We start from the raw sequence: 15,634 nt of genomic DNA, 5'->3' as shown, positions 1-15,634 counted from the left end.
CCGGATCAGTGCCCGCTCCTTCGAAAGGACGCCCGTGGCGACCCAGGCCCGCGTCACCAGGCCGCTCGACCTCAGCGCACTGCACGCCTCGCTCAGTGATCCGCTGCTGGACGCGATGAACTTCCTCAACGAGGTGACCCAGCGCTTCCCCCACGCGGTCTCCTTCGCGCCCGGACGCCCCCACGAGGGGCTCTTCGACGTCGCCGCGATCGAGCGCCACCTGAAGACCTACACCACGTACATGATCCAAGAGTTGGGGCAGAGCGAGGAGCAGGTCAAGACCGCCCTCCTCCAGTACGGGCGCACCAACGGCCAGATCCACGCGCTGATCGCCCGGACGCTGGAGAACGACGAGGGCATCACGATCGCGCCCGAGGCCGTGGTGGTGACGGTCGGCTGCCAGGAGGGCATGCTGCTGGTGCTGCGGGCGCTCTTCGCCGACGGGGACGACGTGCTGCTGGTCAACTCGCCCTGCTACGTGGGTGCCACGGGCGCGGCCCGGCTGTTGGACATCCCGGTCGAAGCGGTGCCGGAGGGGCCGGACGGTCTGGACCCGGAGCAGGTGGCGGCCGCGGTCGTGCGGCTGCGGGCGGCCGGCAAGCGGCCGCGCGCGCTCTACCTGGTCCCGGACTTCGGCAACCCCTCCGGGGTCAGTGTCGGTGTGGCGGCCCGGCACCGGTTGCTGGAGGTGGCGGCCGAGCACGATCTGCTGATCCTGGAGGACAACCCGTACGGCTTCTTCGTCCGGGAGGGTGAGCCGCGTCCGACGCTCAAGTCCCTTGACCGGGACCGCCGGGTGATCCATCTGGGCTCCTTCGCCAAGACCGTCTTCCCCGGCGCCCGGGTCGGCTATCTGCTGGCCGACCAGGAGGTGGCCGGGCCGGACGGGCGGCGCAGCCTGCTGGCCGAGGAGCTCTCGAAGATCAAGAGCATGACGACCGTCAACACCCCGGCGCTGAGCCAGGCGGTGATCGGCGGCGTGCTGATCGAGAGCGGCTTCAGGCTGCGCGAGATCAACGGCGCGGCGATCGCCTTCTACCGTCGCAATCTCGACGCCCTGCTACGGCAGTTGGAGCTGCAGCTGCCCCCGGAGCGGCGCGCGGCGCTGGGCCTGAGCTGGAACCGGCCCGACGGCGGGTTCTTCCTGACCGTCAACGTCCGCTTCCGCGCGGACAACGCGGCCTTGGAGCGCTCGGCGCGCGACTACGGCGTGCTCTGGACACCGATGGACTCCTTCTACCCGGGGGGCGGCGGGGAGCGTCAACTCCGTCTTTCGTGCAGCTATGTGAGTCTGGAACAGATCGAGGACGGTGTCCGGCGATTCGCCGACTTCGTCGCCGAGGCCTGACCCCAAGGGTCCCCAGGCCCTCATCCGGTGCCCTGCTACCCAACGGCCACGTCCGGAAAACACGTCCCAGATCACGGCATCCGTCACGGTGGAGTTCACCCTGTGCGGGCCTTCACCGCGTGCCCCCGACGGCACAGATCCTCATCACAAGGAGCCTTGACCAGCCCGGTCGGGTGTGGGAATTTTACGGCGCGAGACAGCCAAAACCGGCTTCGCGCCTGCCGATCGCCCCCTTATCCGGGAGACGCGATGTTGGGTTCCGCCACTCCTCACCCATCGGGAGTCCCGCCGTACGACGGCTGGGTCGACCACTACCTGCTCGCCGGTCCGGCAGACGAACCGTGTCTGCGGCTGGGCCGGACCGTGACCCGTGGAACGCTCCTCGACCTCGTCGCCGAGCAGCAGAAACGCTTATCCTCAGCGGGACTTGAGTCCGGCGGCACGGTGGCCCTGCGACTGCCGCCCTCCTTGACGTACATCGCCGTGCTGCTGGCCGCCTGGCGGTCCGGCGCCCAAGTGAGCCTGCTCGACCACCGGTTGACCCAGGCCGAGGTCGACCGGGCGCTGGACCGGCTGGCCCCCCAGGTCGTGGTGACGGCCGATCGGACCGGCGGCGCCGCGTTACGCGGCTACAGCGAGGTCGAGGCGCTCTGCGCCCGCCGGCCCGAGGGCCGCCCGGCCCGGAGCGGACACTGCCTGATCCAGCTCAGCTCCGGTTCGACCGGCCCGAGCAAGGTGATCGCCCGCACGCCGCAGGACCTGGTGCGCGAACTGGTCCGCTACGACCGCCTCCTCGACTACCCGGCCCGAGGTGCCCGGGTCGTGCTGCTCGCCTCGGTCGTGCATGTGCTGGGCCTGGTCGGCGGCCTGTTGCAGTGCCTGCACGCGGGCGTCCGGCTGGACTTCCCCGAACGGCTGACCGGCGTCGGGATCCTGGACGCGGTGGCGGTGGACGCGATGCCGACCACGGTGCTCGGCGTCCCCTTCCACGCCGAACTGCTGGCCGCCCAGAGCGACACACGCCGCTTCCCGCAGCTGACCCGGATGATCGTCGCGGGCGAGCTGACCCGCCCGGGTCTGCCGGCCGCGTTCACCGCGCGCTACGGCGTCCCGCTGGGCAGCATGTTCGGGATGACCGAGCTCGGCATGCTCGCCACCGATCTCACCGGCCGCCACCACCCCTCGGTCGAACCGGCGGACGGCATCCGGGTGCGGGTCCAGGACGGCGAGTTGCTGATCGCGGCGGCCGCCTCCCCCTACCTCGGCAGCGCCGATCCGACGCGCTGGGCGGACGGCTGGCTGCACACCCGGGACGCCGCCACCGTCGACCCGCAGAGCGGCCTGCTGACCCTGCTGGGCCGGCTCGACTCGCAGATCTCGATCGGCGGCCTCAAGGTCGACCTCACCGAGGTCGAGCGCACGGTGGCCGCGCTGCCCGGGGTGAGCGAGGCCGTGGTCGTCCACGACGACGGCATCGACGCCTACCTGGCGCTCGAAGGGACCACCGTGGACATCGTCCAGGCTTCGCTGGTCCGGGAGTTGGCGCCCTACAAGCGACCCCGGCGGCTGCACGTGCTGCCCGGGCTCCCGCGCACCACCACCGGCAAGACCCTGCGCGACCCGGCCGCCCTGCGCCGGGCCGCCGCCGAGCACCCCGCCTCCTGATCCCGCCGCGCAGCACCGACCCCGCCGCGGCGGGGCGACCGGGCGCGGCCGTCCGAAAGGTAGAGAACCGTGAAAGAGGAGATCAGCACCTTCATCGTCCAGTCCCTGCGGGAGATGAACTACGACGTGGACGACGTCACCGACGAGACCGACCTCGGACCCGCCGGACTCGACCTGGAGTCCCTGGCGCTGGCCGAGTTGACCGTCCAGTTGGAGGACGCCTACGGCCTCACGTTCAGCGACGAGGACGTCGAGACCCTGGCCACGCTGAACCTCGGCGAGTTCGCCACCGCACTGGCCGCGCGGCTGGCCGTCACCGCGGCGGGCAGAGCTGAATGAGCCCCCTCTCCCCGAACGGCCGTGACACCTCCCTGGGCCGTGACGACGTGGTCGCCATGCTGGCGGCCTTCGGCAACCGCGAGCCCCGGCAGGTGGACGAGGCTCTCGGCTCGCTCGAACTCACCTGGCTGATCACGGAGGTGGAGCAGCGCTACGGCGTGGCGCTCGACCTGAGCGACGAGGACCTCGACCGGATGGTCACCGTGAGCGGCGCCACCGAGGTGCTGCGCGAGGCGCTGATCGGCGGCGCCGGTCATGCGTGACCAGGGGACACCCCGGCCCGCCACCGCCAGGCGGGTCGTGCTGACCGGCCTCGACGCGCTCAGCGCGCACGGTCGCGGCGCGGCGCTGGTGAGCTCCCAAGTCACCTCCGGCACAGCAGCGTTCGCCACCGTCGAGCGGTTCGGCACGCAGGCCTTCCGGGTCCACCGGGCGGCCCTGCTGCCGGACGCCGGAACGCTCCTCGCGGAGCTGGCCGGCTCGGTGCGCCGGGCCCTGGCCCAGGCGCAGGCGGACCCGCGGGCGGACGCCGGGGCGGCGGCGTGCGACACGCTGCTGCTGGCGGTGCACAGCGACGAACCCACGCCCGAGGGACCGCTCTCCCGGGCGCTGTCGGCCCGTTGCGGGCTGCCCGCGGTGACCCGCCTCTACACCACGGCCTGCGTGGCGGGCAGCACGGCCGTCGCCGACGCCGCCGTGCTGATCGCCTCCGGGCGCGCGGACCGGGTGGTGGTGGCGGCCGGGTACCTGGTCGAGCCGGTCCAGTACGCGCTCTTCGACGCCGGGCGGGCGCTGTCCCGGGACGGCGAGGTCCGGCCGTTCGCCGCCGACCGCAAGGGCGCGCTGCTCGGCGACGGCGTGGCCACCGTCGTCCTGGAGGCGGCGGAGGCCGCCGAGGCCCGCGGGGTGCCGGCCCTGGCGGTGCTCGCGGGCTGGGGCCGGGCCGGGGACGCCCACCACGTGGTCCGCCCCCGCCCGGACGGCCTCGGGCTGGCCCGGGCGGTGGACGCCGCGCTGCGCCGAGCTGGGGTCGGCGCCGACCGGGTCGGCTATGTGAACGCCAACGCCAACGGCGCCGTGCTCGGCGACAGCGCCGAAGTCGAGGCGCTGCGGCTGGTGTTCGGCGATGCGGTCGGCACGGTCCCGGTCAGCTCGACCAAGGGCGTGCACGGCCACGCGCTGGAGGGATCGGCCCTGCTGGAGCTGGTGATCACCGTCGAGGCGCTGCGCAGCGGCCGGCTCCCGGTGCAGGCCGGACTGCGCACGGCCGACCCGCAGTGCCCGCTGGACCTGGTGCTCGACCACCCCCGGCCGAGCACCGCCCGCTACGCGTTGAGCCTCAACTCGGCCTTCGGCGGCGCCAACACGGCCCTGCTGGTGGGTGCGGCATGAGCGCGCCGGCTCCCGACCCGTCCGGCCCCGCCGCCGCGCAGGGCCTGGTCGTCCTGGCCGCCGCGCGCTGGCCCGAGCGACCGCAGGACTCCGTGGCCCCGTTGCCCGGCTTCATCCTGTCCAGCTTCCAGCCGCTGGTCGCCGAGGTCGCCGGACGCTGCCTGCGAGGCCGGCCGTCGGTCGAACCGGCCCCGCGTACCGGCCTGTTGCTCGCCAGCGCGCGGGGCGACACGGTGACCCGCGCGGTGGTCGCGGCCGCGCTGGCCGAGGGGCGGCCGGTGCCGCCGCTGCTGTTCTACCAGTCCAACCCCAACGCGGTGGCCGGCCACGTCGCGGCCCGCTGGGGGCTGGACGGCCCGGTGGTGTGCACGGCCCCGCTCGGCGGCACCCCCGAGAGCGTCTTGGCAGACGCGCTCGGCTGCGCGGCCCTGCTGATCGAGGACGGTGACGCGCGGCAGGTGCTGGTCGTCGCCGCGGAGCAGGGCGGCGGGGCGGGGGAGTCGGACCACGCGGTGGCCGTACTCGTCGCCGCCGCGGCAGTACCCCGAAGACTCGTGACCAGTGAGGGAAGGGACCAGCGATCGTGAGCGTCCGTCAGATCCGTGCCAGTCTCGCCGCCGATCCGCAGGTCGGCGCCGGAAACGTGCTGTCCGCCCGGATGGCACTCGGCATCGGCCTGGACCAGCCGATGCTGGCCTTCGACACCGATATCGACGCGATCCCCGCCTGGGAGCCGATCACCGTACGGGAGTTGGACCGCCGGGTGCGGGCCAGGGCGGCCGCGCTGGCCGCCCAGGGGATCGGCCCCAGGGACCCGGTGGTGGTGTGCGCCGACGCGGCCGGCGAATCCGTGCTGGCCGCCCTGGCGCTCACCCGGCTCGGCGCCATCCCGGCCCTGGTCAACCCGCGGCTGGACGCCGAGAAGGCGTCCCGCTACATCCGGCGGCTGACCGCCGTGGGCGTGCTGACCGACGAGCGGCACCGCGCGGCCCTGGCCGGGTACGACACCGGCACCCCGCTGCTGCCCGAGATCGGCTCGCTCGGCGCGGGCGACCCGGACGCCGCGCCGCCCGCCTACCGCCACGCGTCGCAGGACCCGGTGGCGATCACCCACTCCTCGGGCACCACCGGCCTGCCCAAGGCGGTCGTCCACTCGCACGACAGCCTGTACGCGGCGGTCCGCTACCGGCTCGCGCTGCCGCGTCCGCAGGGGTCGGACCGGCTGCTCAGCGCGCTGCCCGGTGCGCACGCCGCGACGCTGATCGCGCTCAACCTCGCGCTCAGCTCGCACGCCGAGATCGCCTTCCTGTCGCAACAGAGCGCGGCCGCCGTGCTGGAGGCGATCGAACTGCGCCGTCCGAACGGCGTGCTGGGCTTCGCCGCCACCTGGTCCGACCTCGCCCGGCACGACCTGTCCGCGCGCGATCTCTCCTCGGTCGCGCTCTGGTGGAACACCGGCGACTGCGCCCACGAGACGCACATCCGCCACCTGGTGGCGCAGGGCAGCCGGGAGGCCCTGGTGGACCGGCGCCGCCGGCGCATCGCCGGCTCGGCCTTCGTGGACGGCCTGGGCTCCACCGAGATGGGCCACTCGCACTTCCACATCACCCACACCCCGGAGACCGACCGCTACGGGCGCTGCGTCGGAAAGCCGCACCCGTTCGTCGACTGTGCCGTGCTCGACCCGGCCGGCGACGCCCTGGAGCCCTTCGAGATCGGCGAGTTGGGCACCCGTTCGCCGACTCTGGCGCTGGGCTACTGGAACGACTCGGCGACCACCTACCGCACCCGGGTGCGCGGCTACTTCCTCACCGGCGACCTGGTCTACCGGGACGAGGAGGGCTACTACTACCACGTCGACCGCGTGGTGGACTCGGTGGAGCTGGGCGACGGCCACCGCCTGCACACCGCGATGTCCGAGGAACGCGTCCTGGTGGGCTGCCCCGACGTGCTGGACTGCACGGTGGTCGCGGTGCGCGAGGGGGAGCGGGTGGTCACCGACGTGCTGCTCCAGCTGGCCGCGGGGGCGGATCGCGAGCGCGACCGCACCAAGGAGGTGAAGGCCGCGCTGGAGGAGGCGGTGGCCCTGACGGTGCGTCAGGTGGTCGCGGTCGACGACAGTGCCATCCCGCTCGGACCGACCGGCAAGGTGCGCAAGGTGCTGCTGCGCGAGCAGCACCTTGCCTCGCTCGGGGTCGCTGGCGACGCCGCTGCGGAGGCGGCCCGATGAGCGCCACGGCACGTCCCCGCGCGGTCGTCACCGGCATCGGCCTGGTCACCCCGCTCGGCCGCAAGCCGGCGGAGTTCTTCGAGGCGCTGCTCGCCGGCCGCTCGGGCCTCTGCCGTCCCGCCGAGGACCATCCGGCGGGTGGCTGGCTGGAGGCGGCCGGGATCGCCCCCTGGATCGACCCGCTGGAGGTTCTGCCGCGCACCGAGACCAAGGCGGTGGACCGCTTCGTCCTGCTGGCCCTGGCGGCCGCGGACGACGCGCTGGCGGACGCCGGGCTGGTGGTGGGCCGGGACGTGGACCCGCGCCGGGTCGCGGTGGTGGTCTCCACCGGCGGCGGCGGGCTGCAGACCTTCGAGCAGCATGCGCGCAATCGTCAGGACCGTGGCCGCCCCGGGGTGAGCCCCTACCTGCTGCCCGGCATGCTCTCCAATATGGGATCGGCCCGGATCGCCATCAAGTACGGCATCCGCGGCTACAGTTCGTCGATCGTGACGGCCTGTGCGGCGGGCGCCCAGTCGATCGCCGAGGGGCTGCGGCTGATCCGCGGCGGCGAGGCGGACGTGGTGGTCTGCGGGGCGGCGGAGTCCTCGCTGCATCCGACGATCGCCGCCGCCTTCGCCAACGCCCGTGCACTGGCCAGCGGTTGGCAGGATCCGACGGAGGCCAGCCGGCCCTTCGACCAGCGCAGGAACGGCTTCGTGCTCGGCGAGGGCAGCGCCGTCCTGGTGCTGGAGCGCGCGGAGCACGCGGACGCGCGCGGCGCCGCCGGGCACGCCGACCTGCTCGGCTGGGGCGCCAGCACCGACGCCCACCACCCCACCACGCCGCGCCCGGACGGCGAGGGCGCCGCCGACTCGATGCGGGCGGCGCTGGGCTCGGCCGGGCTGTCTCCCTCGGACATCGGCTACGTCAACGCCCATGGCACCGGCACCAAGTTGGGTGACGTCGCCGAGGCCACCGCCCTGCGCGCGGTCTTCGGCGATCAGGGCCCGGCGGTCAGCTCCACCAAGGGCGCCACCGGCCATCTGCTCGGCGCCGGGGGAGCGGTGGAGGCGGTGGCCGGCATCCTCGCGCTCTCCAGTGGGCAGCTGCCACCGACACTCAACCTCGAGACGCCGGGCCCCGGTTGCGAACTCGACCACGTCAGCGGCGCGGCGCGGCAGGTGCGCGTGCGGGCCGCCCTCTCGAACTCCTTCGCCTTCGGCGGCCACAACGTCAGCCTGGTCTTCGGTGCGCCGAGCACCCGGCTGGCCCGCGCCGCCACCGCCGTCCCCGACCCGGCTCTCCCGTGATCCCCGAGCCCGCGGGCCCGGCCCGGCCCCCGCCGGCGCCCCCGCCCAGCTGACCGCCCGACTCCCCGGTCGCCGAACCAGCATGCCGTGCACCCCATCGCCGAGCACCCGTAGAGCACCCGCAGAGGACGGTCACCGCCCCATGAGCATCCATCGGATCGACCATGTCGAGTTCCACGTCGCGAACGCCGACGAGGCGGCCCGCGAGCTCGCCGGGACCTTCGGTTTCCGGGACGGCCCCGACCCGGGCGCCGCGCGGCTGCCGGCCGGACGCACCGCGGTGTTGCTGCGCCAGGGCAGCATCCGCCTGCTGTTCACCTCCTCGGACGACCCCGCCGACCCGGCCGCCCGGTTCGTCCAGCGGCACGGCGACGGCGTGGCGGCGATCGGGCTCTCCTGCGACGACGCGGCCGCCTGCTTCGCGAGCGCTCTCGCCGCCGGCGCCGTCCCGCTCTCGCCGCCCGCCGCCCACCAGGAGGACGGCCACCCGGTGGTCAGCGCCGCGATCCGCGGCTTCGGCGACGTGGAGCTGAGATTCGTGCAGCGCGAGCCGCTGCCCACCGCCGATCTGCCGGCCGGCCTGCTGGTCGAGCTCGACCACCTCGCGGTCTGCGTCCCCTCGGGCGAACTGGCCTCCACCGTAAGGTTCCTGGAGCAGACCCTCGGCCTGCGGCAGATCTTCACCGAGTACATCGCGGTGGGCACCCAGGGGATGGACTCGATCGTCGTGCAGAGCCCGTCCGGCGGTGTCACGCTCACCCTGATCGAGCCGGACACCAGCCGCGACCCCGGGCAGATCGACGGGTTCCTGGAGCAGCACCAGGGCGTCGGGGTCCAGCACCTGGCCTTCCGCACCGAGGACATCGCGCTCACCGTGCAGAGGCTCGAACAGCGGGGCGTGCGCTTCCTCAGCACCCCCGGGCGCTACTACGACCACCTGCGCGAGCGGCTGGGCGACTCGGTGATCCCGCTGGAGACCCTGCGCCGGCTGAACATCCTGGTGGACCGGGACCACGGCGGGCAGCTCTTCCAGATCTTCACCCGGTCGGTCCACCCGCGCCGCACCTTCTTCCTGGAGGTCATCGAGCGGCGCGGGGCGCTCACCTTCGGCAGCGCCAACATCAAGGCACTCTACGAGGCCGTGGAGCGCACCGACGCTTCGCACGCCTGACCCAGGAAGGAAGGCGAATCGTGACATCACTGGCCGAGTTCACCCTCACCGACGCCGACCGGGAGCTGCTGCCCACGGCGGAGGATGTCCGCCGCTACGCCGAGCACGGCTGGTACCTCTCCCAGCGCCTCTTCAGCGACGAGGAGTTGGCGACGCTGGAAGAGGCGAGCGAGAGCTTCTACGCCGGGCGGGTCGACCGCCCGCTGCCGGTACGCCCGCCCCGGCTGGCCGACTGGCAGCCGGCCGACGGCGACGTGCAGCGCCACAACGACTACATCCACCACCAGAGCGAGGCGATCTCCGCGATCCTGCGCAAGCCGCTGATCGGCGCGGTCGCGGCGCTGCTGGCGCGCGCGGACGAGATCCGGATCTTCCAGTCCACCCTGATCCTCAAGCCGCCGCGCCCGCAGGAACCCAGCAACCTGGTGCCCTGGCACGCCGACCGGCACTACTGGCAGACCTGCAGCTCGGAGCGGATGCTCACCGCCTTCCTCCCGTTCCACCACTGCGACGAGGAGATGGGCACCATCACCATGGTGGACGGCAGCCACCTGTGGAAGGAGATCGAGGGCGACGACTCCACCCGGCACTTCGCCCAGCGTGACCGCGGTGAGCTGGAGGAGATCCTCGCGCGGACCGCCCGGTTCAACGGCGCCGAGGTGACCAAGGTGCCGGTGGTGATCCCGGCCGGGCACGTGAACTTCCACCACTGCCGCACCTATCACGGTAGCGGCGCCAACGTCTCCGCCCGCCCGCGCCGGGCGATCTCGCTGCACCTGCAGGACGGCGCCAACCACTACCGCCCGTACGCCAAGGCGGACGGCACGCCGGTGGTCTACAACCACGACGTCCTGGTGCGGCGGACCGCCGAGGGCCACCCCGACTACGCGGACCCGACGTACTGCCCGACGCTCTGGAGGTCCGCGCCGTGACCGAGTCGACCCCGGCCGGGCTCTACCGAGGGATGCGCCTGATCCGCGCCTTCGAGGAGACGGCGCTGTCCCTGGTGAGGTCCGGCGAGATCGTCGGCGGCATCCACCCGTACATCGGGCAGGAGGCCGTCGCGGTCGGCGTCTGCGCCGCGCTGCGCCCCGACGACCAGCTGACCAGTACCCACCGCGGGCACGGCCACGTGCTGGCCAAGGGCGCCGATCCGCGCCGGATGCTGGCCGAACTGGCGGGCCGGGAGAGCGGCCTCAACCGCGGCCGCGGTGGCTCGATGCACGCCGCCGACCTGTCGCTGGGTGTGCTGGGCGCCAACGGCATCGTGGGCGCCGGCGCGCCGATCGCGGCCGGCGCCGCCTGGGCGGCCCTGCGTCAGGGGCTGGACCGGGTGGTGGTGACCTTCTTCGGTGACGGCGCGCTCAACCAGGGCGTCCTGCTGGAGGCGATGAACCTGGCCGCGCTCTGGCGGCTGCCGGTGCTCTTCGTCTGCGAGAACAACGGCTACGCCACCACGCTGTCCGTCCAGGCCGGCGTGGCCGGCTCGGCGCTCGCACGCGCGGCCGCCTTCGGGATCCCGGCCGAGGCGGTGGACGGCATGGACGTCGAGGCCGTCCGGCTGGCCACCGAGCGAGCGGTGGAGCGTGCCCGGTCCGGCGCCGGGCCCTCCTTCCTGGAGTGCCGGACCTACCGCTTCGAGGGCCACCACACCATGGAGCGCCGGGTCCGGCTGAACTACCGCAGCGCCGAGGAGATCGACTCCTGGCGCCGGCGCGACCCGCTGGAACGCTGCGACCCGGGCGCCGGGCAGCGCGCGGTGATCGACCGGGAGGTCGGCGAACTCATGGCCGAGGCCGTGGAGTTCGCGCTGAACGGTGCGCACCCCGACCCGGCCGGCGCCCTCGACCACCTCTACGCCGACGGGCTGCTGCCCCGGGCAGGAGTCCCGACGTGACCAAGCTCTCCTACGCCAAGGGCCTCAACCGGGCGCTCGCCGACGAGTTGGCCCGCGACCCCGCGGTCTGCGTCTTCGGCGAGGACGTCGGCGCGGGCCTGGCCGGCCTCACCCCCGGCCTCCAGGCCCGCTTCGGGGCCGACCGGGTGGTGGACACCCCGCTCTCCGAGCAGGCGTTCACCTCGCTGGCGCTGGGTGCGGCGTTGGCCGGGATGCGGCCGGTGGTGGAGTTCCAGATCCCCTCGCTGCTCTTCCTGGTCTTCGAGCAGATCGCCAACCAGGCCCACAAGATCTCCCTGATGACGGGTGGTCAGATCACCGCACCCGTCACCTATGTGGTGCCGGGCTCCGGCTCGCGCGACGGCTGGGCGGGTCAGCACTCGGACCACCCGTACAGCCTCTTCGCCCATGTCGGGGTGAAGACCCTGCTCCCCGCGACCCCGGCCGACGCCTACGGCCTGCTCGTCTCGGCGATCCGCGACCCCGACCCGGTGGTGCTGTTCGCACCGGCGGGCGCGCTGGCTGTGCGCGAGGACGTCACCACCGAGCTGGTGCCCGTGCCGATCGGCTCGGCCCGGATCCACCGGCCCGGCGAGGACGTCACCGTGGTCGCCGCCGGCGCGCTGGTGTACGACGCACTCGCGGTGGCCGAGGAGTTGGCCGGCCAGATCTCGGTGGAGGTCTTCGACCCGCGCACCGTCTACCCCTTCGACTGGGCGGCGCTGTCCGCCTCGGTCGCCCGGACCGGCCGCCTGGTGGTGGCCGACGACTCCAACCGAATGTGCGGATTCGGCGCGGAGGTGATCACCGGCGTTGTGGAGCGCGGCGCGCCGCTGCGCACCGCCCCGCGCCGGGTCACCCGGCCGGACGGCGCCGTGCTGCCGTTCGCCCTGGGTCTGGACCGCGCTCTGCAGCCCAGCCGGGACCAACTGCGGGACGCCGTCCGGGCCGTCATGTTCTGACCCAGACCCCTTACGCCACCCGAACCACCCGAACGCCGAGCAAGGAGATCCTCATGGCCACCGACCGCTACCACTGGGACCGTCAGCACCCCGGACTCGCCGCCCTCCAGCTGGCCATCGAGCCGGCCCGCCAGGCGGTCCTGGGACACCCGATGTACGGCCGGCTGAACAGCCTGCAGGCCGTGCGGACCTTCCAGGAGACCCACGTCTTCGCGGTCTGGGACTTCATGTCGCTGCTCAAGAGCCTGCAGCGGACCCTGACCTGCGTCTCGGTCCCGTGGGTACCCAGCGGGCCGACCGCGAGCCGCAGACTCATCAACGACATCGTGCTGGTGGAGGAGAGCGACGAGCTCGGCGACGGCTTCATCAGCCACTTCGAGCTCTACATCGGGGGCATGGCGGAGTCCGGCGCCGACACCGGTCCGATCACCGCCTTCGTGGAACTGCTGCGCGAGGGGACGGCGGTGACCGAGGCGCTCAAGCTCGCCGCGGCGCCGCAGGCCGCCCTCGACTTCGTGGCCGTCACCTGGGGCATCATCGAGGCCGCCCCCGTGCACTGCCAGGCCGCCGCCTTCGCCTTCGGCCGCGAGGACCTGATCCCCGAGATGTTCCAGCAGGTCATCAGCATCGAGGACGAGCAGGGCCAGTTGGGGACCTTCAAGGACTACCTGGCCCGGCACATCGAGGTGGACGGCGAGCAGCACACCCCGATGGCGATGCAGATGCTGATCGACCTGTGCGGCGACGACGACGCCAAGTGGGCGGCCTGCGCCGAGACGGTGCGGACCGCCCTGGAGGCCCGCACCGCGCTCTGGACCGCGATCCACGCCGCCACCACGATCTGACGCGCCATCACCACCTCGACATCCACAAGGAAGTGGCCCACATGACCGAACAGCCGGCACCGACCGTCAACTACGTCGAGCAGCTGCTGGAACTCTTCGCCGCCTGCGGGGACAAGGAGGCCGTGGTCTGCGCGGAGCGCAGGCTCAGCTACGCCCAGATGCGCACCATGGTCCTGGAGTTGGCGACGAAGCTGCGCGACCGGGGGGTGCGCCCCGGCGCCGGGGTCGCTCTGCTGGTCCGGAACACACCCGAGTCGATCGCCCTGCAGCTGGCGCTGCACCTGCTGGGCTGCCGTACGGTCTGGATCGCCCGCTACCCCCCGTACCGCGAGCAGGTGGAGTTCATCGAGCAGGCCCAGGTCGAGGTGCTGATCTACGACCCGGAACGGACCGGGCGGCTCACCGAGGAACTGACCCACCGCGCCGAGCCGTTGCAGATCCTCTGCGCCGGCCCCGGCGGCCAGGGCCCCGACCTGCTGGAGCCGGTCGAGCCGGGAACCCCGGAGTTCGTCCGCGCGCCCGGGACCCCGGAGCCGTCCTCGCTCTTCTACACCGGCGGCACCAGCGGACGGCCCCGGCTGGTCCACCACGAGCACCGCTTCTTCCTGGCGCTGCTGGCCGCCGCGGGCTACTACCGCTCGATCGGCGAGCTCGGCATGCGCCATCTGTCCACCACCGCGTTCGTGCACGTCAGCGGCCAGATGCCGGCGCTGCTGACGCTCGCCGAGGACGGCCTGCTGCTGCTGGCCGAGCGCGTCGACCTGGAGTCGTTCCTGGACACCATCCGGGACGAGCGGCTGACGAGCGTCTTCATCTCGCCGGCCCGGCTGTCCGAGCTGCTGGACAGCCCGCTGCTGGACGGCGCCGACCTCAGCAGCCTGCGCTACCTCAACTGCGGCGGAGGCCCGATCTCGCCGACCCGACTCGCCCAGGGCATCGAGCGGTTCGGGCCGGTGCTGCGGCCGGTGTACGGGCTGAGCGAGCTGCCGCTCGTCGCCGACCAGCCGTTCATGGTGAACGACCCGGAGCACCCCGAGCGACTGGCCTCGGCCGGCAAGCCGTTCGCGGACACCCGGATCGAGATCCGCGGCGAGAAGGACGAGTTGCTGGGCACCGGCGAGATCGGCGAGGTCTGCGCGGCCGGTTCGCTGGTCATGACGGGCTACTGGAACGACCCCGAGGGCAGCGCGCAGACCATGGCCGGCGGCTTCCTGCACACCGGCGACCTGGGCTACCTGGACGAGCACGGCTACCTCTTCCTGGTGGACCGCAAGAAGGACATGATCGTCACCAGCGTGGGCGCGGCCAACGTCTACACCCGTCCGATCGAGGACGTGCTCGCCTCCCACCCGGACGTCCGGGCGGCCGCGGTGATCGGGGTGCCCGATCCGGGCTGGGGCGAGGCGGCACACGCGTACGTGGTGCTCGCGCCGGACGCCACCGTCTCGGTCGAGGAGCTGCAGGAGCTGGTGGAACGGGAGTTGAGCGACCTGCACGCGCCGCGCGGCATCGACTTCGTGGAGTCGCTGCCGCGTACCGCGCTCGACAAGGTGGACAAGCGCGCGCTGCGGGCCCGGCACTACGAGGACCCGGAGCGCCGGACCGTCTCCGACCTGGCGCCCCGGTGACGGCCTACCGTCCGGTCCGCGCCAGCCGCGGCGCCAGCAGCCGGCCGATCTCGGCGGCCGGCTGCCGGCGCATCATCAGCCGGTGTTCGGTGCCGATCTCGTGAGACTCGATCCGGCCCGTGACGTAACGCTGCCAGGCCTCGGCCGAGTTGAGCGGCGCGGTCCGCTCCAGCGCGGCCTTGACGAACAGCAGGTCGCCCCGGAACAGCTCCGGGGTGAACCGACGGCGCAGCCGGACGTTGTGCAGGAAGACCTGGAGGACGGCCGCCAGCCGGTGGTCCTCCAGACCGTCCAGCAGGTGCCCGCGCTCCAGCAGCACAGCCCGGGCGCGCTCCTCGTCCAGCGGGGAGCCGTCCGGCGCGACCAGGCGGGCCGGGGCGCAGCCGGCGTTCTCCAGCAGGGTCGTCAGGTACTCGTGCTCGGTGGGCTCCTGGGCGGGGCTGGCCTCGTCGTAGGGGAAGCAGTCCAGCAGGGCGAGCAGGGCGACCCGCTCACCCGCCGCCTGGAGCCGGGCCGCCATGGTGTGCGCCACGATGCCGCCGAAGGACCAGCCGAGCAGGCGGTACGGGCCGTGCGGCTGGACCTCGCGGACCAGCTCCAGGAACCGCGCGGCGACCTGCTCGACGGAGTCCGGCAGCAGCCCCGGATCCGCCAGGCCCTCGGCCTGCAGGGCGAGGACCCGCCGCGCGGGGTCCAGGTGCGGCGCCAGTGCCGCGTACTCCCAGGCGATTCCGGCCGCCGGGTGCACGCAGAACAGCGGGTCCCCGGTGCCGGGCGCGAGCTCGATCAGCGGCTGGAATCCGGGATGCGTCGGCACATTTCCCATCGGAACACTCCCTGTACGAGAGGACGGATATCACGGAAC

15 protein-coding genes are annotated in these 15,634 nt (G+C 73.1%); 14 read left to right on the top strand and 1 reads right to left on the bottom strand.

Annotated elements, in window-relative coordinates; all coding sequences use genetic code 11:
* Nucleotides 1-34: 34 nt before the first annotated feature.
* The 14 genes from BS80_RS09150 (at nucleotide 35) to BS80_RS09085 (ending at nucleotide 14,769) form a co-directional block, all read left to right on the top strand.
* Nucleotides 35-1,348, top strand: a complete 1,314-nt coding sequence (locus tag BS80_RS09150) for an aminotransferase-like domain-containing protein (RefSeq protein WP_035795342.1) — start codon at nucleotides 35-37, stop codon at nucleotides 1,346-1,348.
* Nucleotides 1,349-1,597: 249 nt separating this feature from the next.
* Nucleotides 1,598-3,013 (top strand): class I adenylate-forming enzyme family protein, encoded by a 1,416-nt coding sequence (locus BS80_RS09145; protein ID WP_035795340.1) that lies wholly within the window; start codon nucleotides 1,598-1,600, stop codon nucleotides 3,011-3,013.
* A 69-nt stretch (nucleotides 3,014-3,082) separates the two neighbouring features.
* Complete coding sequence (locus tag BS80_RS09140) at nucleotides 3,083-3,352, top strand: phosphopantetheine-binding protein (protein ID WP_035795337.1); 270 nt, start codon at nucleotides 3,083-3,085, stop codon at nucleotides 3,350-3,352.
* Nucleotides 3,349-3,615 carry a hypothetical protein gene (locus BS80_RS09135; protein ID WP_051966387.1) on the top strand — a complete coding sequence of 89 codons (267 nt, stop codon included), beginning with the start codon at nucleotides 3,349-3,351 and terminating at the stop codon, nucleotides 3,613-3,615. The genes BS80_RS09140 and BS80_RS09135 overlap by 4 nt, the downstream gene beginning before the upstream one ends.
* A complete protein-coding gene (locus tag BS80_RS09130) occupies nucleotides 3,608-4,744 on the top strand; it encodes a beta-ketoacyl synthase N-terminal-like domain-containing protein (RefSeq protein ID WP_051966386.1) in 1,137 nt (378 codons plus the stop codon). Before BS80_RS09135 ends, BS80_RS09130 begins: the two co-directional genes overlap by 8 nt.
* Nucleotides 4,741-5,331 carry a beta-ketoacyl-[acyl-carrier-protein] synthase family protein gene (locus BS80_RS09125; protein ID WP_051966385.1) on the top strand — a complete coding sequence of 197 codons (591 nt, stop codon included), beginning with the start codon at nucleotides 4,741-4,743 and terminating at the stop codon, nucleotides 5,329-5,331. Before BS80_RS09130 ends, BS80_RS09125 begins: the two co-directional genes overlap by 4 nt.
* Entirely contained in the window at nucleotides 5,328-6,974 is a 1,647-nt protein-coding gene (locus BS80_RS09120) for a class I adenylate-forming enzyme family protein (protein WP_035795335.1), read from the top strand. The genes BS80_RS09125 and BS80_RS09120 overlap by 4 nt, the downstream gene beginning before the upstream one ends.
* Nucleotides 6,971-8,266 carry a beta-ketoacyl-[acyl-carrier-protein] synthase family protein gene (locus tag BS80_RS09115; RefSeq protein ID WP_035795327.1) on the top strand — a complete coding sequence of 432 codons (1,296 nt, stop codon included), beginning with the start codon at nucleotides 6,971-6,973 and terminating at the stop codon, nucleotides 8,264-8,266. Before BS80_RS09120 ends, BS80_RS09115 begins: the two co-directional genes overlap by 4 nt.
* Nucleotides 8,267-8,408: 142 nt before the next feature.
* Complete coding sequence (gene hppD / locus BS80_RS09110) at nucleotides 8,409-9,437, top strand: 4-hydroxyphenylpyruvate dioxygenase (RefSeq protein ID WP_035795323.1); 1,029 nt, start codon at nucleotides 8,409-8,411, stop codon at nucleotides 9,435-9,437.
* Between the two features lie 20 nt (nucleotides 9,438-9,457).
* Complete coding sequence (locus tag BS80_RS09105) at nucleotides 9,458-10,369, top strand: phytanoyl-CoA dioxygenase family protein (protein ID WP_035795322.1); 912 nt, start codon at nucleotides 9,458-9,460, stop codon at nucleotides 10,367-10,369.
* Entirely contained in the window at nucleotides 10,366-11,334 is a 969-nt protein-coding gene (locus BS80_RS09100; protein WP_035795321.1) for a thiamine pyrophosphate-dependent dehydrogenase E1 component subunit alpha, read from the top strand. Before BS80_RS09105 ends, BS80_RS09100 begins: the two co-directional genes overlap by 4 nt.
* Nucleotides 11,331-12,296: an alpha-ketoacid dehydrogenase subunit beta gene (locus BS80_RS09095; protein ID WP_035795320.1), complete on the top strand. Its 966-nt coding sequence runs from the start codon at nucleotides 11,331-11,333 to the stop codon at nucleotides 12,294-12,296. The genes BS80_RS09100 and BS80_RS09095 overlap by 4 nt, the downstream gene beginning before the upstream one ends.
* 53 nt (nucleotides 12,297-12,349) lie before the next feature.
* Complete coding sequence (locus BS80_RS09090; protein ID WP_035795319.1) at nucleotides 12,350-13,141, top strand: DUF3050 domain-containing protein; 792 nt, start codon at nucleotides 12,350-12,352, stop codon at nucleotides 13,139-13,141.
* A gap of 41 nt (nucleotides 13,142-13,182) precedes the next feature.
* Nucleotides 13,183-14,769 (top strand): AMP-binding protein, encoded by a 1,587-nt coding sequence (locus BS80_RS09085; protein WP_051966384.1) that lies wholly within the window; start codon nucleotides 13,183-13,185, stop codon nucleotides 14,767-14,769.
* Between the two features lie 4 nt (nucleotides 14,770-14,773).
* On the opposite strand, the gene BS80_RS09080 is transcribed toward BS80_RS09085, so the two are convergent.
* The gene (locus BS80_RS09080) at nucleotides 14,774-15,595 is read right to left on the bottom strand and encodes an alpha/beta fold hydrolase (RefSeq protein ID WP_035795317.1); all 822 of its coding nucleotides are present in this window, start codon (nucleotides 15,593-15,595) and stop codon (nucleotides 14,774-14,776) included.
* Nucleotides 15,596-15,634: the final 39 nt, after the last annotated feature.

The organism is Kitasatospora mediocidica KCTC 9733, assembly GCF_000744225.1.
Taxonomy (GTDB): Bacteria; Actinomycetota; Actinomycetes; order Streptomycetales; family Streptomycetaceae; genus Kitasatospora; species Kitasatospora mediocidica.
Note: the sequence above shows the minus strand (reverse complement) of the source record. Positions and strands in the feature narration are given on the sequence as shown.